Annotated in this window: 20 protein-coding genes; 13 read left to right on the top strand and 7 right to left on the bottom strand. The window is 44.7% G+C overall.

The annotated features are described in order from the left end of the window. Window positions 1-86 precede the first annotated feature (86 nt). The gene (gltX, locus tag AB4371_RS06325) at window positions 87-1,514 is read left to right on the top strand and encodes a glutamate--tRNA ligase (protein ID WP_017064147.1); all 1,428 of its coding nucleotides are present in this window, start codon (window positions 87-89) and stop codon (window positions 1,512-1,514) included. Window positions 1,515-1,639: 125 nt separating this feature from the next. Here the strand turns inward: gltX and AB4371_RS06330 are convergent, their stop codons facing one another. From AB4371_RS06330 to AB4371_RS06345, 4 genes are all read right to left on the bottom strand, one after another. Then, entirely contained in the window at window positions 1,640-2,173 is a 534-nt protein-coding gene (locus tag AB4371_RS06330) for an isochorismatase family cysteine hydrolase (protein WP_240698162.1), read from the bottom strand. 46 nt (window positions 2,174-2,219) lie between these two features. Continuing rightward, complete coding sequence (locus tag AB4371_RS06335) at window positions 2,220-3,617, bottom strand: FUSC family protein (protein WP_372149280.1); 1,398 nt, start codon at window positions 3,615-3,617, stop codon at window positions 2,220-2,222. 284 nt (window positions 3,618-3,901) lie between these two features. Beyond that, complete coding sequence (locus AB4371_RS06340) at window positions 3,902-4,408, bottom strand: hypothetical protein (RefSeq protein WP_017062268.1); 507 nt, start codon at window positions 4,406-4,408, stop codon at window positions 3,902-3,904. Between the two features lie 139 nt (window positions 4,409-4,547). Further along, window positions 4,548-5,681 carry a flagellar assembly protein FlgT gene (locus tag AB4371_RS06345; protein WP_048615749.1) on the bottom strand — a complete coding sequence of 378 codons (1,134 nt, stop codon included), beginning with the start codon at window positions 5,679-5,681 and terminating at the stop codon, window positions 4,548-4,550. Window positions 5,682-5,873: 192 nt separating this feature from the next. Here AB4371_RS06345 and AB4371_RS06350 point away from each other — a divergent pair, with 192 nt between their 5' ends. Then, on the top strand, window positions 5,874-6,509 hold the full coding sequence (locus tag AB4371_RS06350) for a FlgO family outer membrane protein (protein WP_017064137.1): 636 nt from the start codon (window positions 5,874-5,876) through the stop codon (window positions 6,507-6,509). A gap of 9 nt (window positions 6,510-6,518) precedes the next feature. Next, entirely contained in the window at window positions 6,519-6,950 is a 432-nt protein-coding gene (gene flgP, locus AB4371_RS06355) for a flagellar assembly lipoprotein FlgP (protein ID WP_017062265.1), read from the top strand. A 257-nt stretch (window positions 6,951-7,207) separates the two neighbouring features. Here flgP and AB4371_RS06360 read toward each other — a convergent pair whose 3' ends face one another. The 3 genes from AB4371_RS06360 to flgA form a co-directional block, all read right to left on the bottom strand. Continuing rightward, on the bottom strand, window positions 7,208-7,633 hold the full coding sequence (locus tag AB4371_RS06360; RefSeq protein WP_017064136.1) for a flagella synthesis protein FlgN: 426 nt from the start codon (window positions 7,631-7,633) through the stop codon (window positions 7,208-7,210). Between the two features lie 66 nt (window positions 7,634-7,699). Then, window positions 7,700-8,017, bottom strand: coding sequence for a flagellar biosynthesis anti-sigma factor FlgM (gene flgM, locus AB4371_RS06365; protein ID WP_017062263.1), 318 nt, complete (start codon window positions 8,015-8,017; stop codon window positions 7,700-7,702). A 178-nt stretch (window positions 8,018-8,195) separates the two neighbouring features. Continuing rightward, the gene (gene flgA / locus AB4371_RS06370) at window positions 8,196-8,942 is read right to left on the bottom strand and encodes a flagellar basal body P-ring formation chaperone FlgA (RefSeq protein WP_372149282.1); all 747 of its coding nucleotides are present in this window, start codon (window positions 8,940-8,942) and stop codon (window positions 8,196-8,198) included. A 77-nt stretch (window positions 8,943-9,019) separates the two neighbouring features. On the opposite strand from flgA, the gene AB4371_RS06375 reads away from it, so the two are divergent. The 10 genes from AB4371_RS06375 (at window position 9,020) to AB4371_RS06420 (ending at window position 17,801) form a co-directional block, all read left to right on the top strand. Further along, a complete protein-coding gene (locus AB4371_RS06375; protein WP_017062261.1) occupies window positions 9,020-9,946 on the top strand; it encodes a chemotaxis protein CheV in 927 nt (308 codons plus the stop codon). An 11-nt stretch (window positions 9,947-9,957) separates the two neighbouring features. Further along, the gene (locus AB4371_RS06380) at window positions 9,958-10,785 is read left to right on the top strand and encodes a protein-glutamate O-methyltransferase (RefSeq protein ID WP_004736174.1); all 828 of its coding nucleotides are present in this window, start codon (window positions 9,958-9,960) and stop codon (window positions 10,783-10,785) included. A gap of 255 nt (window positions 10,786-11,040) precedes the next feature. After that, window positions 11,041-11,436 carry a flagellar basal body rod protein FlgB gene (gene flgB / locus AB4371_RS06385; RefSeq protein ID WP_004736175.1) on the top strand — a complete coding sequence of 132 codons (396 nt, stop codon included), beginning with the start codon at window positions 11,041-11,043 and terminating at the stop codon, window positions 11,434-11,436. A 4-nt stretch (window positions 11,437-11,440) separates the two neighbouring features. Continuing rightward, a complete protein-coding gene (gene flgC, locus AB4371_RS06390; RefSeq protein ID WP_004736176.1) occupies window positions 11,441-11,854 on the top strand; it encodes a flagellar basal body rod protein FlgC in 414 nt (137 codons plus the stop codon). Between the two features lie 17 nt (window positions 11,855-11,871). Continuing rightward, a complete protein-coding gene (gene flgD, locus AB4371_RS06395; RefSeq protein WP_010439286.1) occupies window positions 11,872-12,585 on the top strand; it encodes a flagellar hook assembly protein FlgD in 714 nt (237 codons plus the stop codon). Between the two features lie 49 nt (window positions 12,586-12,634). Beyond that, a complete protein-coding gene (flgE, locus tag AB4371_RS06400; protein WP_017062260.1) occupies window positions 12,635-13,939 on the top strand; it encodes a flagellar hook protein FlgE in 1,305 nt (434 codons plus the stop codon). Between the two features lie 251 nt (window positions 13,940-14,190). Next, a complete protein-coding gene (gene flgF / locus AB4371_RS06405) occupies window positions 14,191-14,940 on the top strand; it encodes a flagellar basal-body rod protein FlgF (protein WP_017056855.1) in 750 nt (249 codons plus the stop codon). Window positions 14,941-14,961: 21 nt separating this feature from the next. Next, on the top strand, window positions 14,962-15,750 hold the full coding sequence (gene flgG / locus AB4371_RS06410; protein ID WP_017062259.1) for a flagellar basal-body rod protein FlgG: 789 nt from the start codon (window positions 14,962-14,964) through the stop codon (window positions 15,748-15,750). An 88-nt stretch (window positions 15,751-15,838) separates the two neighbouring features. Further along, window positions 15,839-16,615, top strand: coding sequence for a flagellar basal body L-ring protein FlgH (gene flgH, locus AB4371_RS06415; RefSeq protein WP_017071817.1), 777 nt, complete (start codon window positions 15,839-15,841; stop codon window positions 16,613-16,615). A 94-nt stretch (window positions 16,616-16,709) separates the two neighbouring features. Continuing rightward, window positions 16,710-17,801, top strand: coding sequence for a flagellar basal body P-ring protein FlgI (locus tag AB4371_RS06420; protein ID WP_017062257.1), 1,092 nt, complete (start codon window positions 16,710-16,712; stop codon window positions 17,799-17,801). The last annotated feature ends 4 nt before the right edge of the window (window positions 17,802-17,805 follow it).

A 17,805-nucleotide genomic window follows, 5' to 3' on the forward strand; every position in this document is an offset into this window, starting at 1 on the left:
GCGCCCAAAATTTAGTGATATTTTTCTGTTACAGGCTTTGTAATGGCGAGCACTAAAAGAATCACCTACATAATCAAGGTATTTAAATGACGGTTAAAACTCGTTTTGCTCCTAGCCCAACTGGCTATCTTCACGTTGGTGGTGCACGTACTGCACTTTACTCTTGGCTATTCGCTAAAAACCAAGGCGGTGAATTCGTTCTACGTATCGAAGACACAGACCTTGAGCGTAACTCTCAAGAAGCGGTTGATGCAATTCTAGAAGGCATGCAATGGATGGGTATGGAATGGGATGAAGGTCCTTACTACCAATCTAAGCGTTTTGACCGTTACAACGAAATGGTTGATAAGCTACTTGCTGAAGACAAAGCATTCAAATGCTACGCGTCTAAAGAGCTGCTTGATGAAATTCGTGCAGAGCAAGAAGAAAACAAAGAAATGGCTCGCTACGATGCTAACCACCCTAAAATTGTTGCAGCAAACGAAGCAGCAAAAGAAGGTGATGCATGCGTTATCCGTTTCCGTAACCCTAAAGAAGGCAGCGTAGTATTTGATGACCAAATCCGTGGTCGCATTGAAATCGCGAACAGCCAACTTGATGACCTAATCATTCGTCGTACAGACGGTGCACCAACATACAACTTCGTAGTTGTAGTGGATGACTGGGATATGGGTATTACACACGTTGTTCGTGGTGAAGACCACATCAACAACACACCTCGTCAAATCAACATCTATGAAGCACTAGGCGCGCCAGTTCCAACTTTCGCTCACTGTGCAATGATTCTTGGTGATGACGGTGCGAAACTTTCTAAGCGTCACGGTGCTGTTTCTGTAATGCAATACCGCGACGAAGGTTACCTACCAAATGCACTAAACAACTACCTAGTTCGTTTAGGCTGGTCTCACGGTGACCAAGAGATCTTCTCTCAAGAAGAGATGATTGAATTCTTCAGCCTGAAGGCTATCAGCAAGTCTGCTTCTGCATTCAACACTGATAAGCTACTTTGGTTGAACAACCACTACATCAAGACTTCTGAGCCTGAGTACGTTGCTAAATACCTGCAATGGCACCTAGACGCACAGAAGATCGATACAACAAATGGCCCAGCTATCACTGAAGTGATAAAGCTAGTTGGCGAGCGTTGTAACACGCTTATCGAACTTGCTGAGCAATCTCGTTACTTCTACGAAGATTTCTCTGAGTTTGAAGCTGGTGCAGCGAAGAAGCACCTACGTGGTGTTGCTAAAGGCCCACTAGAGCTTGCTCTTGCTAAGGTTGAAGCGCTTGAAGATTTCACTACTGCAAACATCAAAGATGGTGTGATTGCAGCAGTATGTGAAGAGCTAGAGATCGGCATGGGTAAAATCGGTATGCCACTTCGCGTAGCAGTAACAGGCGGCGGTCAGTCTCCTTCTGTTGATGCAGTGATGGAGCTTGTTGGTAAAGAGCGCGTAATCGCTCGCATCAAGATGGCTCTTGAGTTCATTGCTGAGCGTGAAGCTAACGCTTAATCCTATTTCTCTTGTTTGAGATAGAATGTACTTGAGATAGAACGATCATCAGCCGACAGCTTAATTCGCTGTCGGCTTTTTATTGTTTAATGAAAATACGGTCAACGTATTTTAGGACGAGACAGTTATAGCAAGTCTTGAGCTTTTGCTAAAACACTGAGTTTTGGGAATATATTTTGGCAGCTGTGCTGGTGGTTCATCGGGTTCATATCTGCAATCGCATCTTCGACAATCACCACGTTATAACCCAGTTCAAATGCTTGTCTAGCCGTTGATTCGACCCCAATACTTGTTGCTACCCCGGTCAGATAAATATCCGTAATACCTTGCTCACAAAGCTGCTTCTGCAAATCTGTGTTGGTAAATGCACCCCAGGAATATTTGGTTAGATAGCGATAATTAGGGTTTAGGCGCAGGCTTTCGATGACCTCTCCCCATACGATCTTTGATGCGTCAGGCTGAGCCGCTTTATTTTGCAGTTCCGTTCGGCCTTGTGGACGACCGGCTACATTAACAATAATTACGGGTAAATCAGCATCATCAAATGCATCGCAGAGAGCAAGGCTGTTCTCTATGATCGGTCGGGACACGGTTTCCGGTAATTGATCAACGATACCTTGTTGCAGGTCGATAACGACAAGCGCAGAGCATTTACTCATTTTCATTACTTTATGCCTTAGTGGTCTTTGTGTGAGGTTATAGTGGTTAACTTTTACGGTGTATTAAGCGGGTGTAAAAGCGGATGAAAGCCAGTGCAACCATCATATAAATGAGTAGGTTCAAAGGGGTAGTGACGTCATAAACAGGCACAAGTTGCGTTGCGCTCATGGTAATCATTACTAATAGGTTGCCCCCGAGAACTCGATAGACCATCCACTGATTACCAGCGAACAGGCGATACACCGTAAAGACATTAACAAAGTAAAATGCCATTAATTGCCATACTTCGGTCATCGAAGGTAACAGCAGAACATACTGAATGAGGAACAGTGACCCAAAGGCTAAGTAGCCAATGGTCCAGTGCTTTATCATTTGCCTAGGCATGTTGCTTAATATCAAGGCGCAAATGGCACTGTTAATGATGAACAGACTTCCCGATGATATTGGTAGATATATCCAGACTAGAATTGCTGAGATGAAGCTCATTGTGCCGACTAACGTATTGCTTAATCGTTGCTGGCTGTTGTCAAGTAATCGGGCAAATAAGCGCTTTTTCTTAAAGTTACCCTGGTAGAATTGTTTGACTGTCTCTGGAAAAGGGGGCTTGTAATCGACATTAACCGATGATGCTTCAATAAAAGCCATAGCCTGGTTAAGTATCGAAAAATCATTGTGATCAACCCCTTGATCATGGGCGTTTTGCAGTAACTGTTTGGCAACCCAGATTGCTTGAGTTTGCTGTTGATGCTTCCACTGCTTTCTGGCAGGCATACGGCCATGCAAATCGGGCAGGCGCATCAGATCGTTCAGCGCTTTGAAGGTCGGGCTTTCAATATTTAACTCGCAGCTCGTGTGTAACTGGAAACGCTGCGCTGAGTCATTGTAAGCGAGTGAATGAATGAGGGGAGGCATCGCCTCTAAAACAACACTGACTTCGTTGTTAAAGCGTGTGTCATCATCCTCAGGCCAAACCACGCTATAGATGGTCGTATAGACCACGAAGCCAAGCAGGGTTTCTTGCAGCCTTAGTACCGCAATATTAAATGTAGCTACACCATCAAAGCTGCCAGATATCGCCAGCAGGATGCAGACAATAAATGCCGTAATGTAAGCATAGCCGATGACCGGATCGGAACCCATGTATATACAAATTGCGAGTAACAGTGCGATGTTTGCTAAAAAATAATATCGATCTTGCCCAAAAACAGCGATTAACCAAAGCCCGACAAACGCGCCACAAAGCGTCCCCAACAATCTGAGAATGCCTTTTTTCTTGCCAGCAGTAATAGTATCAGTGATGGCCAATATATTGACCACGATAGCCGCCCAGTAAGGCTTCTCAAGGTTAAAATACAACGCAAGGTAGATAGCTAAACAAAATGCTAGGGCAACCTTTATGGCATTCTTGGCTGGAGTGCTCAGTGACTTTATAATGAGTAGCATAGTGGGGTTTAGCGGCAGAGGGATCGAATACGAGGATATTGCCTGATCTTTTGGTCAGCCTAAACTCTAGTTTGAAGGCCTTGATCCATCAAATATAGCAACTCTATTGCATCGTTTAACATTCAGGGGGAGGGGGGCGATCAGTCACTCTACTTATACGATATTGTTCGATGCTGATAATGATCGATAGATCTTCTAATAGTTAATAGCGATAGAACATCAGGTTTATCGTTCTTCTAAGCTGGCTAGTTGTTCCGATTATTTTAGCGCTGTTGAGAGTATGATTACTTCAGATCGATACTGTTTAGTCGACCCATAAAGATCAGCAGATCAATCACATCTTTGTGGGCATCCAATAGCGCCCTTTTGGTTTGGCTATAAGCGGCAAGTCTGCCGTGCTTTCTAATGGAGCACACCTTAGTTTTGTATTTGTAGTCGCCGTTTTCTGAGAATACACGCCACTTAGCGATGTAGCACTCGTCGCGGTGCTCAGGATCACTCTGAGTTGGATTTGGCTTGAATACAATTTTGGGTTCTAAACTATGAGGCAGGCGCGTCATCAGGTAGGGCTCTTTGAGGACTTTGGGCCAAAATTTGCCCCATAGCTGTCTGCCCAGTTCATCTCTTAATTTAATGGTTTTCTTCAGTGCTTTGTCTTCACCCATACGAACAAAACCGACCGACCGATGCAACACCGTATCTTCGGGAGTATGAATGTGGATCTTAAAAGCGGTTTTACCTTTCGAGATAAAGCGGTAACCGGTAGCACCAATTAGATTATTCTGACTCATAGTTTGCTAAGTGATGATTATGTTATTAATAAGATTACGCCAAATACTGCAAAACCGAAACTAATACCCATGAAAAAAATAAAGCCTTAACAAAAATGCTAAGGCTTTATTAGAAACTATGAGACGGGCGTGTCGCTAACTACATGATTTTCTGCATCACATCACCAATTTGAATGCTTCCTGCAAGGCTTGGTTGGTCGATCGTCAGTTCTGCTTCGTTTTCATAAACGCGAGAAACCGTCAGTGTGATATCGCTTTGAGATACCTTATTACGTGGCAAGCCGCGTTGGTCGATAAACGAACCTGTGTGCCACAGTTGCAGCTTGTCACCTTGTTGAACACCATGCATTCGACCTAAATCAATGGTCACAGTGTTACCAAATACCGCTGCCACCTCTGGAAGCGTGATTTTACATGACACTTCAGATTCCAAGTCCAACATAATATTGCGGCTAACACGCAGCATCATACTGCCGTAGGTTGATGCCCAGAAACGAGCACTGCGGGTGTCCACTTCACTGGTCTTAGCAAATGGCCACTTTGCCACTTCACGATAGCTGCGGTTGTAAACCTGATGTCCTGTTTTGCCATCGAAGACTTGCATCTCTAACGCAAACTGACGATTGATGATGTCATCTTTCAAAAGCTTGGATTCGATGGTCGCGGTTAAATCTGTAATGTCACCACCAATGATGTACTGCGCGCCAGTGTCTTGGGCGATCATCTTGATCACCTCTGGTCGACGCTTGTCGATATCGTAATTGGTCGTGCCAACGGAAACAAAGCTGCGAGATTCTTGCGCCAGCTGTCGATCCACGACATGGCCAAAATCATCACCAATGTTATAGATTCTGCCCATCACTGCTTGCTGAGGGGAGGTCACATCAATGTTGCCGACCAAAAATGTCTTCTTGTATTGGCTCTCATGGCAAGCATTTGCCGAAGGATAGATATCGATCCTTGCGGTGATCATTATATTGCCACTGCGTTTTTTCTCTTTTTCTACCAAGATGTAGCGCACTTCATGATTGGTAAATTGAAACTCTTTCTTGTTTGCGTCGAGGTACGGCGTGAGGTTAGCAATGCTACCAATGTCGGCTCCTGAGAACTGGATCGCTTTATATACCGCGTCTTCCAAAGCATGGACCCTTGCGGCGCTCTCTGACGATACGATGGCTGCTGTACCGGTAACTTCATACCAAGAGGCATGAGCACTGAAGCTTATGGTTATCAGTGAACTTATTGAAAATAAGTAAGAAATTATTTTTTTCATCTATTCGTTACCAGTTGGGTATAAATATTGCTTAACAAATAACTATAAGCTTGAAGCTGACTTAAGTGCGTTTTTCTTAATCTGAACCATTAATGAAAAGCAAAGACTGTTCCAACATTGTAATCCATTGAAAAGAATAATGGTGAGAACATATTGGAACAGGGAGCACTAAACCTATCTGGAGATAAGAGAATGAAAAAATGGCTCGTAGTAATGAGTGTCATGTTGTTGACCTCATGCGCTTATTCGCCAATCTATAACGGCAAGTCTGAATATTCAGGCAGTCAGTTTATGTTGATGGATAGCCCTCGTCATACCATGGATTTCTTCGTGGAAAGTATGACCGAAGATCTGATCATTTCGAATACGAGTATCTCAGCAAGAACTCCGATAGCGATTACGTCGTTTGTTGACCTGCAACACATGGACACAACGAACTGGCTAGGAAACTCGGTATCAGAAGGTTTCATTCATCAGTTTCAGCGTCGTGGCTTCAAGGTTGTTGATTTCAAAACAACAGGTTCTATTCAAGTGACTCATCAAGGTGACTTTGCGTTAAGCCGCGATTGGAAAGACTTAGCTCAAGAACAAGACGTACAGTACGTACTGACAGGCACTATGCTTCGCCAAGAAGGTGGTGTGTTAGTCAATGCTCGTGTTGTTGGCATGCAAACTCGCATTGTCGTGGCGACGGCACAAGGCTTCTTGCCTGCAGACCGTATTGGTCGTGACCTAGATACTCTAAACAGTATTCGAACTCAAGATGGCGTTATCATTCGTTCTGACCCAACGATCAGCCAGCCTTATACTGTTATTCTTCGCCCTTAGGAGTTCGAGATGAAGAAGTTAATATTTGTTGTTGCCGCTTTACTGCTTGTTGGCTGTCAGCCACTGCAAAACATGAGGCCAGACGACTACTTAGTTGCCGTTGGCTACGCGAGTATCAGTGAGCAGAAAGGACGTAACGATGAAGAAAGACGTATCCGTGCGATGAGAGCTTCTAAGATCGACGCCTATCGTGAACTTGCAGAACAAGTTTACGGTATGCGAGTGAGTGGTCGGGCAGAGTTGGAAGATCAACGCCTTGGTACGGAACGTACTTCTGGTGCGGTTGATGGCGTAATCCGCGGTGCAGAAGTGGTACGCAGCTACCCTGTGGGCGATAGCTATGTTACTGAGCTTCAGCTTGATATCCGTAAGATGGAACAGCTACGTAATTACGGTGAAGTTCAACCTGTACCTGAAAAGAGACAACAAACGCTGTTCTAGCCCAAGGGGCGTCTAGCGATAGGACTATCCAGTTATATTGGCTGCTTTCGTTTTCCAGATGGCGTATCGGCAACCAATAACTAATATGAATGTAAAAGCGGCAAGTATGAAAATACTTGCCGCTTTTTTGTTTATCGATTTTGTCAGGGCGTTCAAAGGCTGATTAGGTGTTTTAATAAAAGATAACGACAGGAATAGTCTGAGATACAGATAAACGGTTAACAAGGGGTATTACTGAAGAGGAAGAGTTAACTTAACTAGGCTTTTACGTTGGTTCCCAGCGTAGAGATAGTATGCGTTTGACCACCGGCATTGTAGGTCATGCCAATTTTTCCGTGACTTTGCTGCATCATATTGCTGAGTTTTTTGAAGCTAAGGTGCGCTCGATTTAAGGCTTCGCCATTCACAAGGTTCGCTTGCTGGCAATCGTGCACTATGGACTGGATCTTAGTGACTAACTGAGCAAGTTCAGGGTTCTCGGTCAGTTCTGAGATATTGGTATGGGCTGCGATTCGCTGATCGGTTGATCTTAGTTGTTCAACTAGGACCACTTTTTCTTTGGCGATTCGCTCAATATCGTTTGATTGTCGGCTCGTAATAGCGGTTTTCTCTGAACTTAGTAATTCAGATAAGGCTTTGGCATTTTGAAGTTGAAAATTAACTAAATCTGCTAGTGCCGCCATAACGTAAACCTATTCATAACCTCGTGTACTTTAAGACAATAACTTCAATCAAAAGTGAGTGTTGGCTTAAAGGCCTTTTAATTCATCTTCGAACTTGATCATGTTGTCAGCCAGTTTCTCTGGATCGACAGTGTATGAACCATTCGCAATTGCTTCTTTGATCGCTGCTACTTTCACAGAATCAAAGCTTGGCTGTGCTGCCATATCTTGGTGGAGCTGACCAATCGCTTTGCCTTGTTGGCTCAGTGAAACCGCATCTTTGCTTGCTGGTGATTTAGTTGATACATCAGAGCGTGATGCCTCAGAACTAGAATCAGAGCGTACTGCTGATCGGTTAGTGGTCGTTAGGGTTTGCCCTGAACGAATATTATCAATGCCTGCCATAGTTAAGCCTTTTTCTTCAAAAATGGGAACCTGTACAGTCAATATCGACCAAGGGTTCGAATACTTTAGCAATTTTTAGCTCAATAGTCGAAAAGGGACAAAACACCGCAGCCGTTATATTTGGCGTTAGAGTTGAGGGTGAAATCGCTAACGATACCGTCAATTTAGAAGTAAAGAGTTAAAAGTAAACCGTGACTTCAGACATGCTGGTAACAATCCCTTCAATTATACGCTGTGATTTATCATTTTTCACTCTTACTTGATCACCCATAGAGCCATCGGTAAGCGCAGTTCCTTTGGTGGTAATGGTCATGCCACCTTTTACTGCCTGTATGATAACGTTCTCGTTTCGGCACACGACACAGATATCACCTCTTTCTACAACATCGCCCGGTCTTAGGTTCTTTTTTACCTTAGCGCCGATGACCTGATGTGGAGCTGTGAAACCTTGGCGACGAAACTTGTTAAGAGAAATCATAGCGGTGGTAACATCGTATTGACCGACGATTTCGCCTCTCGCGAGTGAGCGAGTGGTGGTGACAAGAGGCACCGACATCGAAAGGCGCACCGGTACATAAACTCGCCACTCATCAGGAACACATTGCACTAAAACCGTAATACTGCTGCGGGTATTGGTGGTCGTTGAAGCGCTGGTCTCTAAAGGCACTGGGCAGTCTGTCGCTTTGATTCTTGAGTCAACATTTGCTGAATTAACAAAGAGTTCGCCACCTTGTGGCTGCTCAACTGTATCAAGGATATGTTGCTCCGCTGCAGACTGAATCATCTCAATTTGTTCTGGGGTCGCAGCTTGTACAAAAAAACTAAACAATATTGATAAAATGCCGATAAACTTAGCGACAGTTTTAAAAGTAGCTCTACACATTGCTATGGAAAGAGGTGGCAAATTTGCTTTATAATACGTCATTCTGTTTCTCTGGTGGTTCGTAGCCTGCAGTAGACTAACACTTTTTATACAAAAAAGTTTGATATGGAGATGAGCTCATGACGGGTATTCTTGATTCGGTGAATCAGCGTACGCAACTCGTCGGTCAAAACCGATTAGAATTACTAACCTTTCGCCTAATGGGGCGTCAGCGTTACGGCATTAATGTCTTTAAAGTAAAAGAAGTGCTGCAATGTCCTAAGCTGACAAAGATGCCAAACTTGAACCCACTGGTTAAAGGTGTAGCACACATTCGTGGCCAAACGATCTCTGTGATCGACTTGAGCTTAGCGATTGGTGGCCGTCCTACAACGGATATTGAAAAGTGTTTTGTGGTTATCTCTGAGTTTAACCGAACCATTCAAGGTTTCTTGGTAAGTTCAGTTGAGCGCATTATTAACATGCACTGGGAATCGATTCTTCCGCCGCCAGATGGCGCAGGTAGAGCTAACTACCTGACAGCGGTAACCAACATTGATAATGAATTGGTAGAAATTCTTGATGTTGAGAAGATCCTTGCAGAAATTTCTCCTGTTGATGAAACAATGGACAGCAAGATTGCTGAAGATATTGCGAAAGTAGAACAAGAGAAAGAACTGGTTCGCCGCATCTTGATTGCTGATGACTCGACCGTTGCTCGTAAGCAGGTTCAGCGTGCTATTGAGTCGATTGGTTTTGAAGTTATCTCGGTGAAGGATGGTAAAGAAGCCTATGAGAAGCTGATGCAGATGTCATCAGAAGGCAGTATTTACGATCAGATTTCATTGGTGATTTCTGATATCGAAATGCCAGAAATGGATGGATACACGCTGACTGCTGAGATTCGTCGTCACGCCGAACTTAAAGATTTATACGTAATTTTACACTCATCGTTGAGTGGTGTATTTAACCAAGCCATGGTTGAGCGTGTTGGAGCTAACTCCTTCATCGCTAAATTCAACCCAGATGAGCTTGGTGCAGCTGTAAAAGCTGCGTTAACTAACTAAAAGAGACATTAATGACTGCTATAACAATAAGTGATCAAGAGTATCGCGATTTCAGCCGTTTCTTAGAATCTCAATGTGGCATTGTATTAGGTGACAGCAAGCAGTATTTAGTGCGCAGTCGTCTAAGCCCATTAGTAACGAAGTTTAAGTTAGCTTCTTTGTCTGATTTGTTGAGAGATGTAGTAACAGGTCGAAACCGTGAGCTGCGTGTGGCTGCTGTCGATGCCATGACGACGAACGAGACACTTTGGTTCCGTGATACTTACCCGTTTGCTGTGCTTGCGGATAAGCTTCTACCGGAAATAGCGGCAAATAAACGTCCTATTAAGATTTGGTCTGCGGCAAGCTCTTCAGGCCAAGAAGCATACTCAATGGCAATGACGATTCTTGAAACTCAAGCTCGTAAGCCAGGTATGCTGCCAAATGTATCGATTACCGCAACTGACATCTCAGCAAGTATGTTGGATATGTGCCGCACTGGCGCTTACGACAACCTTGCATTGGGACGTGGACTTTCTCCAGAGCGCCGTCGTACTTTCTTTGAAGATGCGGGCGATGGCCGTATGAAAGTGAAAGATAACGTCAAGCGCATGGTGAACTTCCGCCCTCAGAACCTGATGGACAGCTATGCATTGTTAGGCAAGTTCGACATTATTTTCTGTCGTAACGTGCTGATTTACTTCTCGCCTGATATGAAGTCAAAGGTACTTAACCAGATGGCAAATAGCCTGAACCCTGGTGGGTACTTACTATTGGGCGCGTCTGAATCGTTAACAGGCTTAACCGATCGTTTTGAAATGGTTCGCTGTAATCCAGGCATCATCTACAAATTAAAGTAACGAGCGGCACCGATATTAGGTGTAAGGTTACCGTCTAAATTTAAAACCCAGCCAAGTGCTGGGTTTTCTTTTTCCTGCTTAAGCTATATCTTTAAGTCAGAGTGACATTCCAATTTACTCTATTTTTTGGCTTGTTTATTGCAAGTTTACCCACGAGTAACCTGTAAAAGCATTGATAGACCGCCTTGTTTCAAAAGTTGGTATATATATTGCTTTGGTTATTTCATAACAGTCAGTTCTTGAGTTGAGGTTTACATGGCTATTTCTTTTGACAATGCTTTGGGCATTCACCAGCACACAGTTGGTGTACGTGAGCGTAACGCTGAGGTGCTTTCCACCAATATCGCGCAAGCAAACACGCCTGGGTATAAAGCAAAGGGATTAGACTTTAAGAAATCACTGCAAGCGGCAAGTTCTGGGGCAAGCATTGGTCTTAGCCGTACAGATGGTCGGCACATTTCTGCCTCAACAACGGTGAACGGGGAAACGAAGTATCGCATTCCTACCCAACCTGATACAGGAGATGGCAACACGGTTGATTTGGATTTGGAAAGAAACCTTTTCATGCAAAACCAAATTAGGCATCAAGCCTCTCTCGACTTCTTAGGAAGTAAGTTCAAGAATTTAACTAAAGCGATTAAAGGGGAATAATTAGATGAGTTTATTCAATGTATTCAATGTGACTGGTTCTGCGATGAGTGCTGAATCTGTTCGTCTAAATACGACCTCGAGCAACCTTGCGAACGCGGACAGTGTAAGTAGTTCTGCTGAAGAAACTTACAAGGCTCGTCACGCAGTGTTCGGCGCTGAGTTAAATAAAGCACGCAACAGTGGTCACACTGTGCCTGTGAAAGTATTAGGTATTGTGGAAAGCGATAAGCCGCTAAGCGCGGAGTACAACCCGGATCACCCATTAGCGAACAACGAAGGCTATATCTACAAGCCTAATGTCAACGTTATGGAAGAAATGGCAAACATGATTTCGGCATCACGTGCGTACCAAACAAACGTACAGGTTGCTGACTCGAGTAAACAAATGCTGCTGCGTACGCTGCAGATGGGTCAATAAGGATAAGGAGGTAGCACATGGCTGGAATCAACAACAATGTTGGTCAAAGCGGCTTGTCCTATGTTGACCAGCTGAAGAGTCTTCAAGATGGCGCTAAAAAGCCCGACGAAACAACAGGTAAGCAGGATCTTAAACAAGAAGACTTCTTATCTTTGTTGACTAAGCAACTAGCACAACAAGACCCTTTCAAGCCGGTTAGCAATGACCAGATGATTGCGCAAATGGCTTCATTTGCGACCGTAGATGGCATTGGCAAAATGAATACACAGTTTGAAAGCTTGAATTCATCAATGACCTCTAACCAAGCTCTTCAGGCCTCCTCTTTAGTTGGGCGTGATGTATTGGTTCCTGGTGCGGCAGGTGTAAAACCCGGTGATGGCGGTATGGCGGCAATGGTTAAGCTTCCTCAGGCAATGGACAATGTAATGGTCCGTGTTGAGAACGAAGTTGGCCAATTGGTTCGCACATTTGATATCGGCTCTAAACCATCTGGTGATACACGTGTTGAATGGGACGGAAAAGACGAAGACGGTAACCCATTGCCGGCCGGTAAATACAACGTGAAAGCGTCGGGTTTGCTGGATGGCGAGAACACAGAGTTCCAAGTTTCCAGTTATGCGAACGTGAACAGTGTGCTTCTTGGTAAGGGCGATGGCAACGTACTACTCAATCTGGCTGGTTTCACATCGCCAGTACGACTTGCTGAAGTACTAGAAGTTGGTAAAGCGTAGCTCTTTATTGAGTGACTATGCTAGCTAGATAGATTAGGAGAATAATGGAATGTCATATGTAGCTTTAAGCGGCCTATCCGCTGCACAATTAGACCTGAATACAACCAGTAACAACATTGCGAACGCGAACACATTTGGCTTTAAAGAGTCTCGTGCCGAGTTTGGTGATGTTTACTCAAGCTCGTTGTTTACTAACGCAAAAACGACGGCAGGTGGCGGTGCGCAAGCTAGCCAAGTGGCGCAACAGTTCCACGAAGGTTCAAGTATTTATACGAACAACCCAATGGACTTACGTGTAAGTGGTACAGGTTTCTTTGCAGTATCGAAAGACCGCATGGTGCCAGAGATTAACGAATTAACGCGTAATGGTGCATTTCACCTAAACAAAGACAACTACATGGTTACCGCTAATGATGAGTTTCTTTTAGGTTACGATGTTGATCCAAACTCGGGGGAAGTTCTTTCTTATGCGCCAAAGCCTCTCGACATTCCTGCTGAGTTTGGTAAACCAAAACAGACAGAAAACATTGAAGTAGGGGTTAACCTTCCTGCAAACGGTGATCTTAAAGACCCGGCTGCATTTAATTTCAAAGATGCTGATACTTATAACCGTGCAACGTCTTCGACGGTATACGATTCTATGGGTCAGTCTTACAAGTTAACGACTTACTACCTTAAAGATCAGACTCAACCAAACACTTGGCAAACGTACTACACCATGTCAGATGAGAACGGTGAAAAGCCGGTCAACATTACTGGTGGTGATGCGACGAATGCACAAGGTCATGTTGGTCACACAATGAAGTTCAACAATGACGGTACGTTAGCAAGCCTAAACAATGGTCAGCCGATTAACTCGGAACCACTGGGTGCTGGTGCGAACCCTATTGACTTGAACGGTGCTGATCCAACTCAAGTGCTTAAGTTTGGTTTAGATTCTTCAACTCAGTTTGCCGCTCCGTTTGAATTGACTAAGTTTGATGAAGATGGCGCGACAACAGGTTTCTTAACAAAAATCGATTTCGATGAGTACGGCAGTGTTCTAGGTACTTATTCAAATGGTGAAAACGTGATGCTTGGCCGTGTAGGCTTGGTTCGTGTACCAAATGAGCAAGGTCTGGATAAGAAAGGCGGTACTCAATGGGATTCTACCAACGACTCTGGTGACAAGATCTGGGGTGAATCGAACAAAGGTTCATTTGGTAGCATCAACAACGGCTCGCTAGAGCAGTCGAACATCGATATGACTCAAGAACTGGTTGATTTGATTTCTGCTCAACGTAACTTCCAAGCGAACTCGCGTTCTCTAGAAGTACACAACCAGCTACAACAGAATATTCTTCAGATTCGTTAATCGTTTAAAGCGTTTGAATCATCTGCGAATACCCAATTCAATGTTATTGAATTGGGTATTGTTGTTTGTCTTCTTATTTGCCGCCCCTATTGCCGCCCGGTAATGCCTCTGGCAACAATTATTCCTCAATGATCCTTTGATGATCACCCTTCTTGTTCGTTTTCTATTTAAATTATTGATAAATAACAGTTAAAAATATTGGCACAGTGTTTGCTTTATTAGCCCCAGAAGATGATTTTTGGAGCAAAATTATGGATCGCGCACTGTTTCTTGCCATGAGTGGCGCTAAGCAAAATATGCAAGCTTTGCAGCTACGTGCAAACAACCTTGCCAACGTAAGTACAACGGGTTTCCGTGCTGATTTAGCACAGGCACGTTCAATGCAAGCGTATGGCGAAGGCATGCCTACTCGTGTTTTCAGCATGACAGAGCGTCCGGGTCATAATTTCGCTCAGGGTAGTGTGGTTACTACTGGCCGAGATCTAGACGTTACCATTCAAGGTGATGGTTGGATTTCAGTGATGGACAATACTGGCCGTGAAGGTTTAACACGTAACGGTAACCTAAGGGTTGACCAAAACGGTTTACTAACCAACGCAAGCGGTCACTTAGTGCTTGGTGAAAACGATGCACCAATCACGCTGCCAATCCCAATCAGCAAAGTAGAAATTGGTACAGACGGTACGATTTCGGTGATTCCTCAAGGCGCTCCAGCTGAAGAATTGGCCGTGGTTGATCGTATTAAGCTTGTACGTCCAGACAACCAAAGTTTGTTTAAAGACACGAATGGTCTATTCCGTTCGAAAAACCCAGATCAGGCATACGAAGCAGATGCAGCGGTAACGTTGCTAAAAGGTGCTATCGAAGGCAGTAACGTAAATGCCGTAGGTGAAATGACCAGCCTAATTGACTTACAACGTCAGTTTGAAATGCAGGTCAAAATGATGAGCACAGCAGAGGAAATGGACAAGTCGTCTGATTCACTGCTTCGTATGAGCTAATAGAATTTAAAGGACATTGCTATGCATCCAGCATTATGGGTAAGTAAAACGGGTTTAGACGCCCAACAAACCAATATCTCAACGATTTCGAACAACCTTGCCAACGCCTCAACCATTGGTTTTAAAAAGAGCCGCGCGGTATTTGAAGATCTATTCTACCAGAATATTAATCAACCGGGTGGTCAATCGTCTCAGAATACTGAGCTGCCAAGTGGTTTGATGCTGGGTGCCGGTTCTAAGGTCGTCGCGACTCAAAAAGTGCACACTCACGGTAACGCACAAACGACATCTAACAGCCTAGACATGATGATTGAAGGCGACGGTTTCTTCCAAGTTGAAATGCCAGACGGTGAAACAGGTTACAGCCGCAATGGTCAGTTCACACTGAACGGTGAAGGCGCGATCGTAACGTCGGGCCAAGGTTATCCTCTACAACCAGAAATTGTGATTCCTGAAGACGCGATCTCGGTAACGGTTGGTAACGACGGTGAAGTATCGGTTCGTCTACGTGGCGAGCAAAACAACGTCGTGGTTGGTCAAATTACCATTACTGACTTTGTAAACCCAGGTGGTCTAGAGCCAGTAGGTCAAAACCTTTACTTGCCAACTGGCGCGAGTGGCGACCCACAAGAGGGTGTACCGGGTTTTGATGGCCTGGGTAACATCCGCCAATCGATGCTAGAAACATCGAACGTAAACGTAACCGAAGAGCTGGTAAACATGATTGAAGCTCAGCGTGTATACGAAATGAATTCGAAAGTTATCTCGTCAGTAGACAAGATGATGAGCTTTGTTAACCAACAGCTGTAATTGGTTTATTCGCCGTTTACTTTTTTAATTAATCTATCTGTTTTTGCTAATTGACCCATTTACCACTGCCTGCTGAGAGTATATCGCCATGAAACGTATTTTTTGTTTAGCCCTGTTAGCTTCGATGACTGGTTGTACAGTACTGGATCCAATTGAGACGCCAGCACAAGAGAACGCGACCACAGTGGTTGATGCGGTTGAAGGCGATAAGTCGGCAGAAGAAAGTTCAGGAATTATCGACACGCTTCGTGGGCGAACCGATCCAATTGCTGGTGACCCTGCATGGGCGCCAATCAACCCCAAGCAGAAGCCAGAGCATTATGCAGCGGCAACGGGCTCACTGTTTAATGTGAACCACATTGGCAGCATGTATGACGACTCAAAGCCTCGTGGTATTGGTGACATCATCACTGTAGCGCTAGATGAGAATACTCGAGCGACCAAAAAAGCCAACGCAGACATGTCTAAGTCGAATGATGCATCAATGGAGCCGCTGGCTGTTGGTGGTCAAGATCTGACGATCGACAAGTACAACTTCTCTTATGATCTGAGTAACACCAATACTTTTGCTGGTGATGCGTCAGCCAACCAAAGTAACAGCATCAGCGGCTACATTACCGTTGAAGTCATCGAAGTATTAGCTAATGGCAACCTAGTGGTTCGTGGTGAGAAGTGGATGACACTGAACACCGGCGATGAGTACATCCGCCTAAGCGGTACCATCCGTCCAGACGATATTGATTTTGAAAATACCATTGCTTCAAACCGTGTTTCTAACGCACGAATTCAGTACTCAGGGACTGGCGTACAGAAAGATATGCAAGAGCCTGGATTCTTGGCACGATTCTTTAATGTATCTCTGTAGAGCTTGATAGGACGACGACATACTGACAGCCTCTATCACTCAGCCACATTTAGCTAAGCTATTATAAATTAAAGCAATACAGACAGGTTACTCAATGAAAAAACTGACACTCGTACTATTCGGCATGCTATTTCTTGCCACCAGTGCCCATGCTGCGCGAATCAAAGACGTGGCAAAAGTGGCGGGTGTTCGTAGTAACCAACTTGTCGGTTATGGTTTGGTCACGGGCTTGCCGGGTACTGGTGAGACAACTCCCTTTACCGATCAAACATTTAACGCAATGCTGCAAAATTTTGGCATCCAATTGCCGCCCGGCACTAAGCCAAAAACCAAAAACGTCGCGGCTGTTATTGTGACTGCTGAACTGCCAGCATTCTCTAAGCAAGGGCAAGAAGTTGACGTAACCGTTTCTTCTATCGGTTCAGCAAAAAGCCTTCGTGGTGGTACCTTGCTACAGACCTTCTTGAAAGGTCTAGACGGTCAAGTGTATGCGGTCGCGCAGGGTAACTTGGTGGTAAGTGGCTTTAGTGCACAAGGTAACGACGGTTCTAAGATTGTCGGTAACAACCCTAACGTTGGTATCATCTCTAGCGGTGCGACGGTTGAACAAGAGATCCCAACGCCATTCGGTCGTGGTGACTACATCACCTTCAACCTAATCCAATCAGATTTCACAACGGCTCAGCGTATGGCTGATGCGGTTAATAATTTCCTAGGCCCACAAATGGCTTCAGCGGTAGACGCAACTTCAGTAAAAGTTCGTGCACCGCGTGAAATCAGCCAGCGTGTAGCATTCTTGTCGGCTATCGAAAACATCGAGTTCGACCCTGCTGAAGGCTCTGCAAAAATCATCGTCAACTCTCGTACAGGTACGATTGTGGTTGGTAAGCACGTTCGCCTAAAAGCGGCGGCGGTCACCCACGGTGGTATGACGGTTGCAATTAAAGAAAATCTAAACGTAAGCCAACCGAATGCATTCTCTGGCGGCCAAACGGTAGTGGTCCCTGATTCTGATATCGAAATCACGGAAGGCGATGGTAAGATGTTCAAATTTGAACCTGGCCTAACGCTGGACGATTTGGTACGCGCAGTCAATGAAGTGGGCGCTGCACCTTCGGATTTAATGGCAATCCTTCAAGCACTGAAACAAGCGGGTGCGATTGAAGGCCAATTGATCATTATCTAAGGAA

It is taken from the genome of Vibrio sp. 10N.261.51.A3 (assembly GCF_041471965.1).
GTDB lineage: Bacteria > Pseudomonadota > Gammaproteobacteria > Enterobacterales > Vibrionaceae > Vibrio > Vibrio crassostreae_C.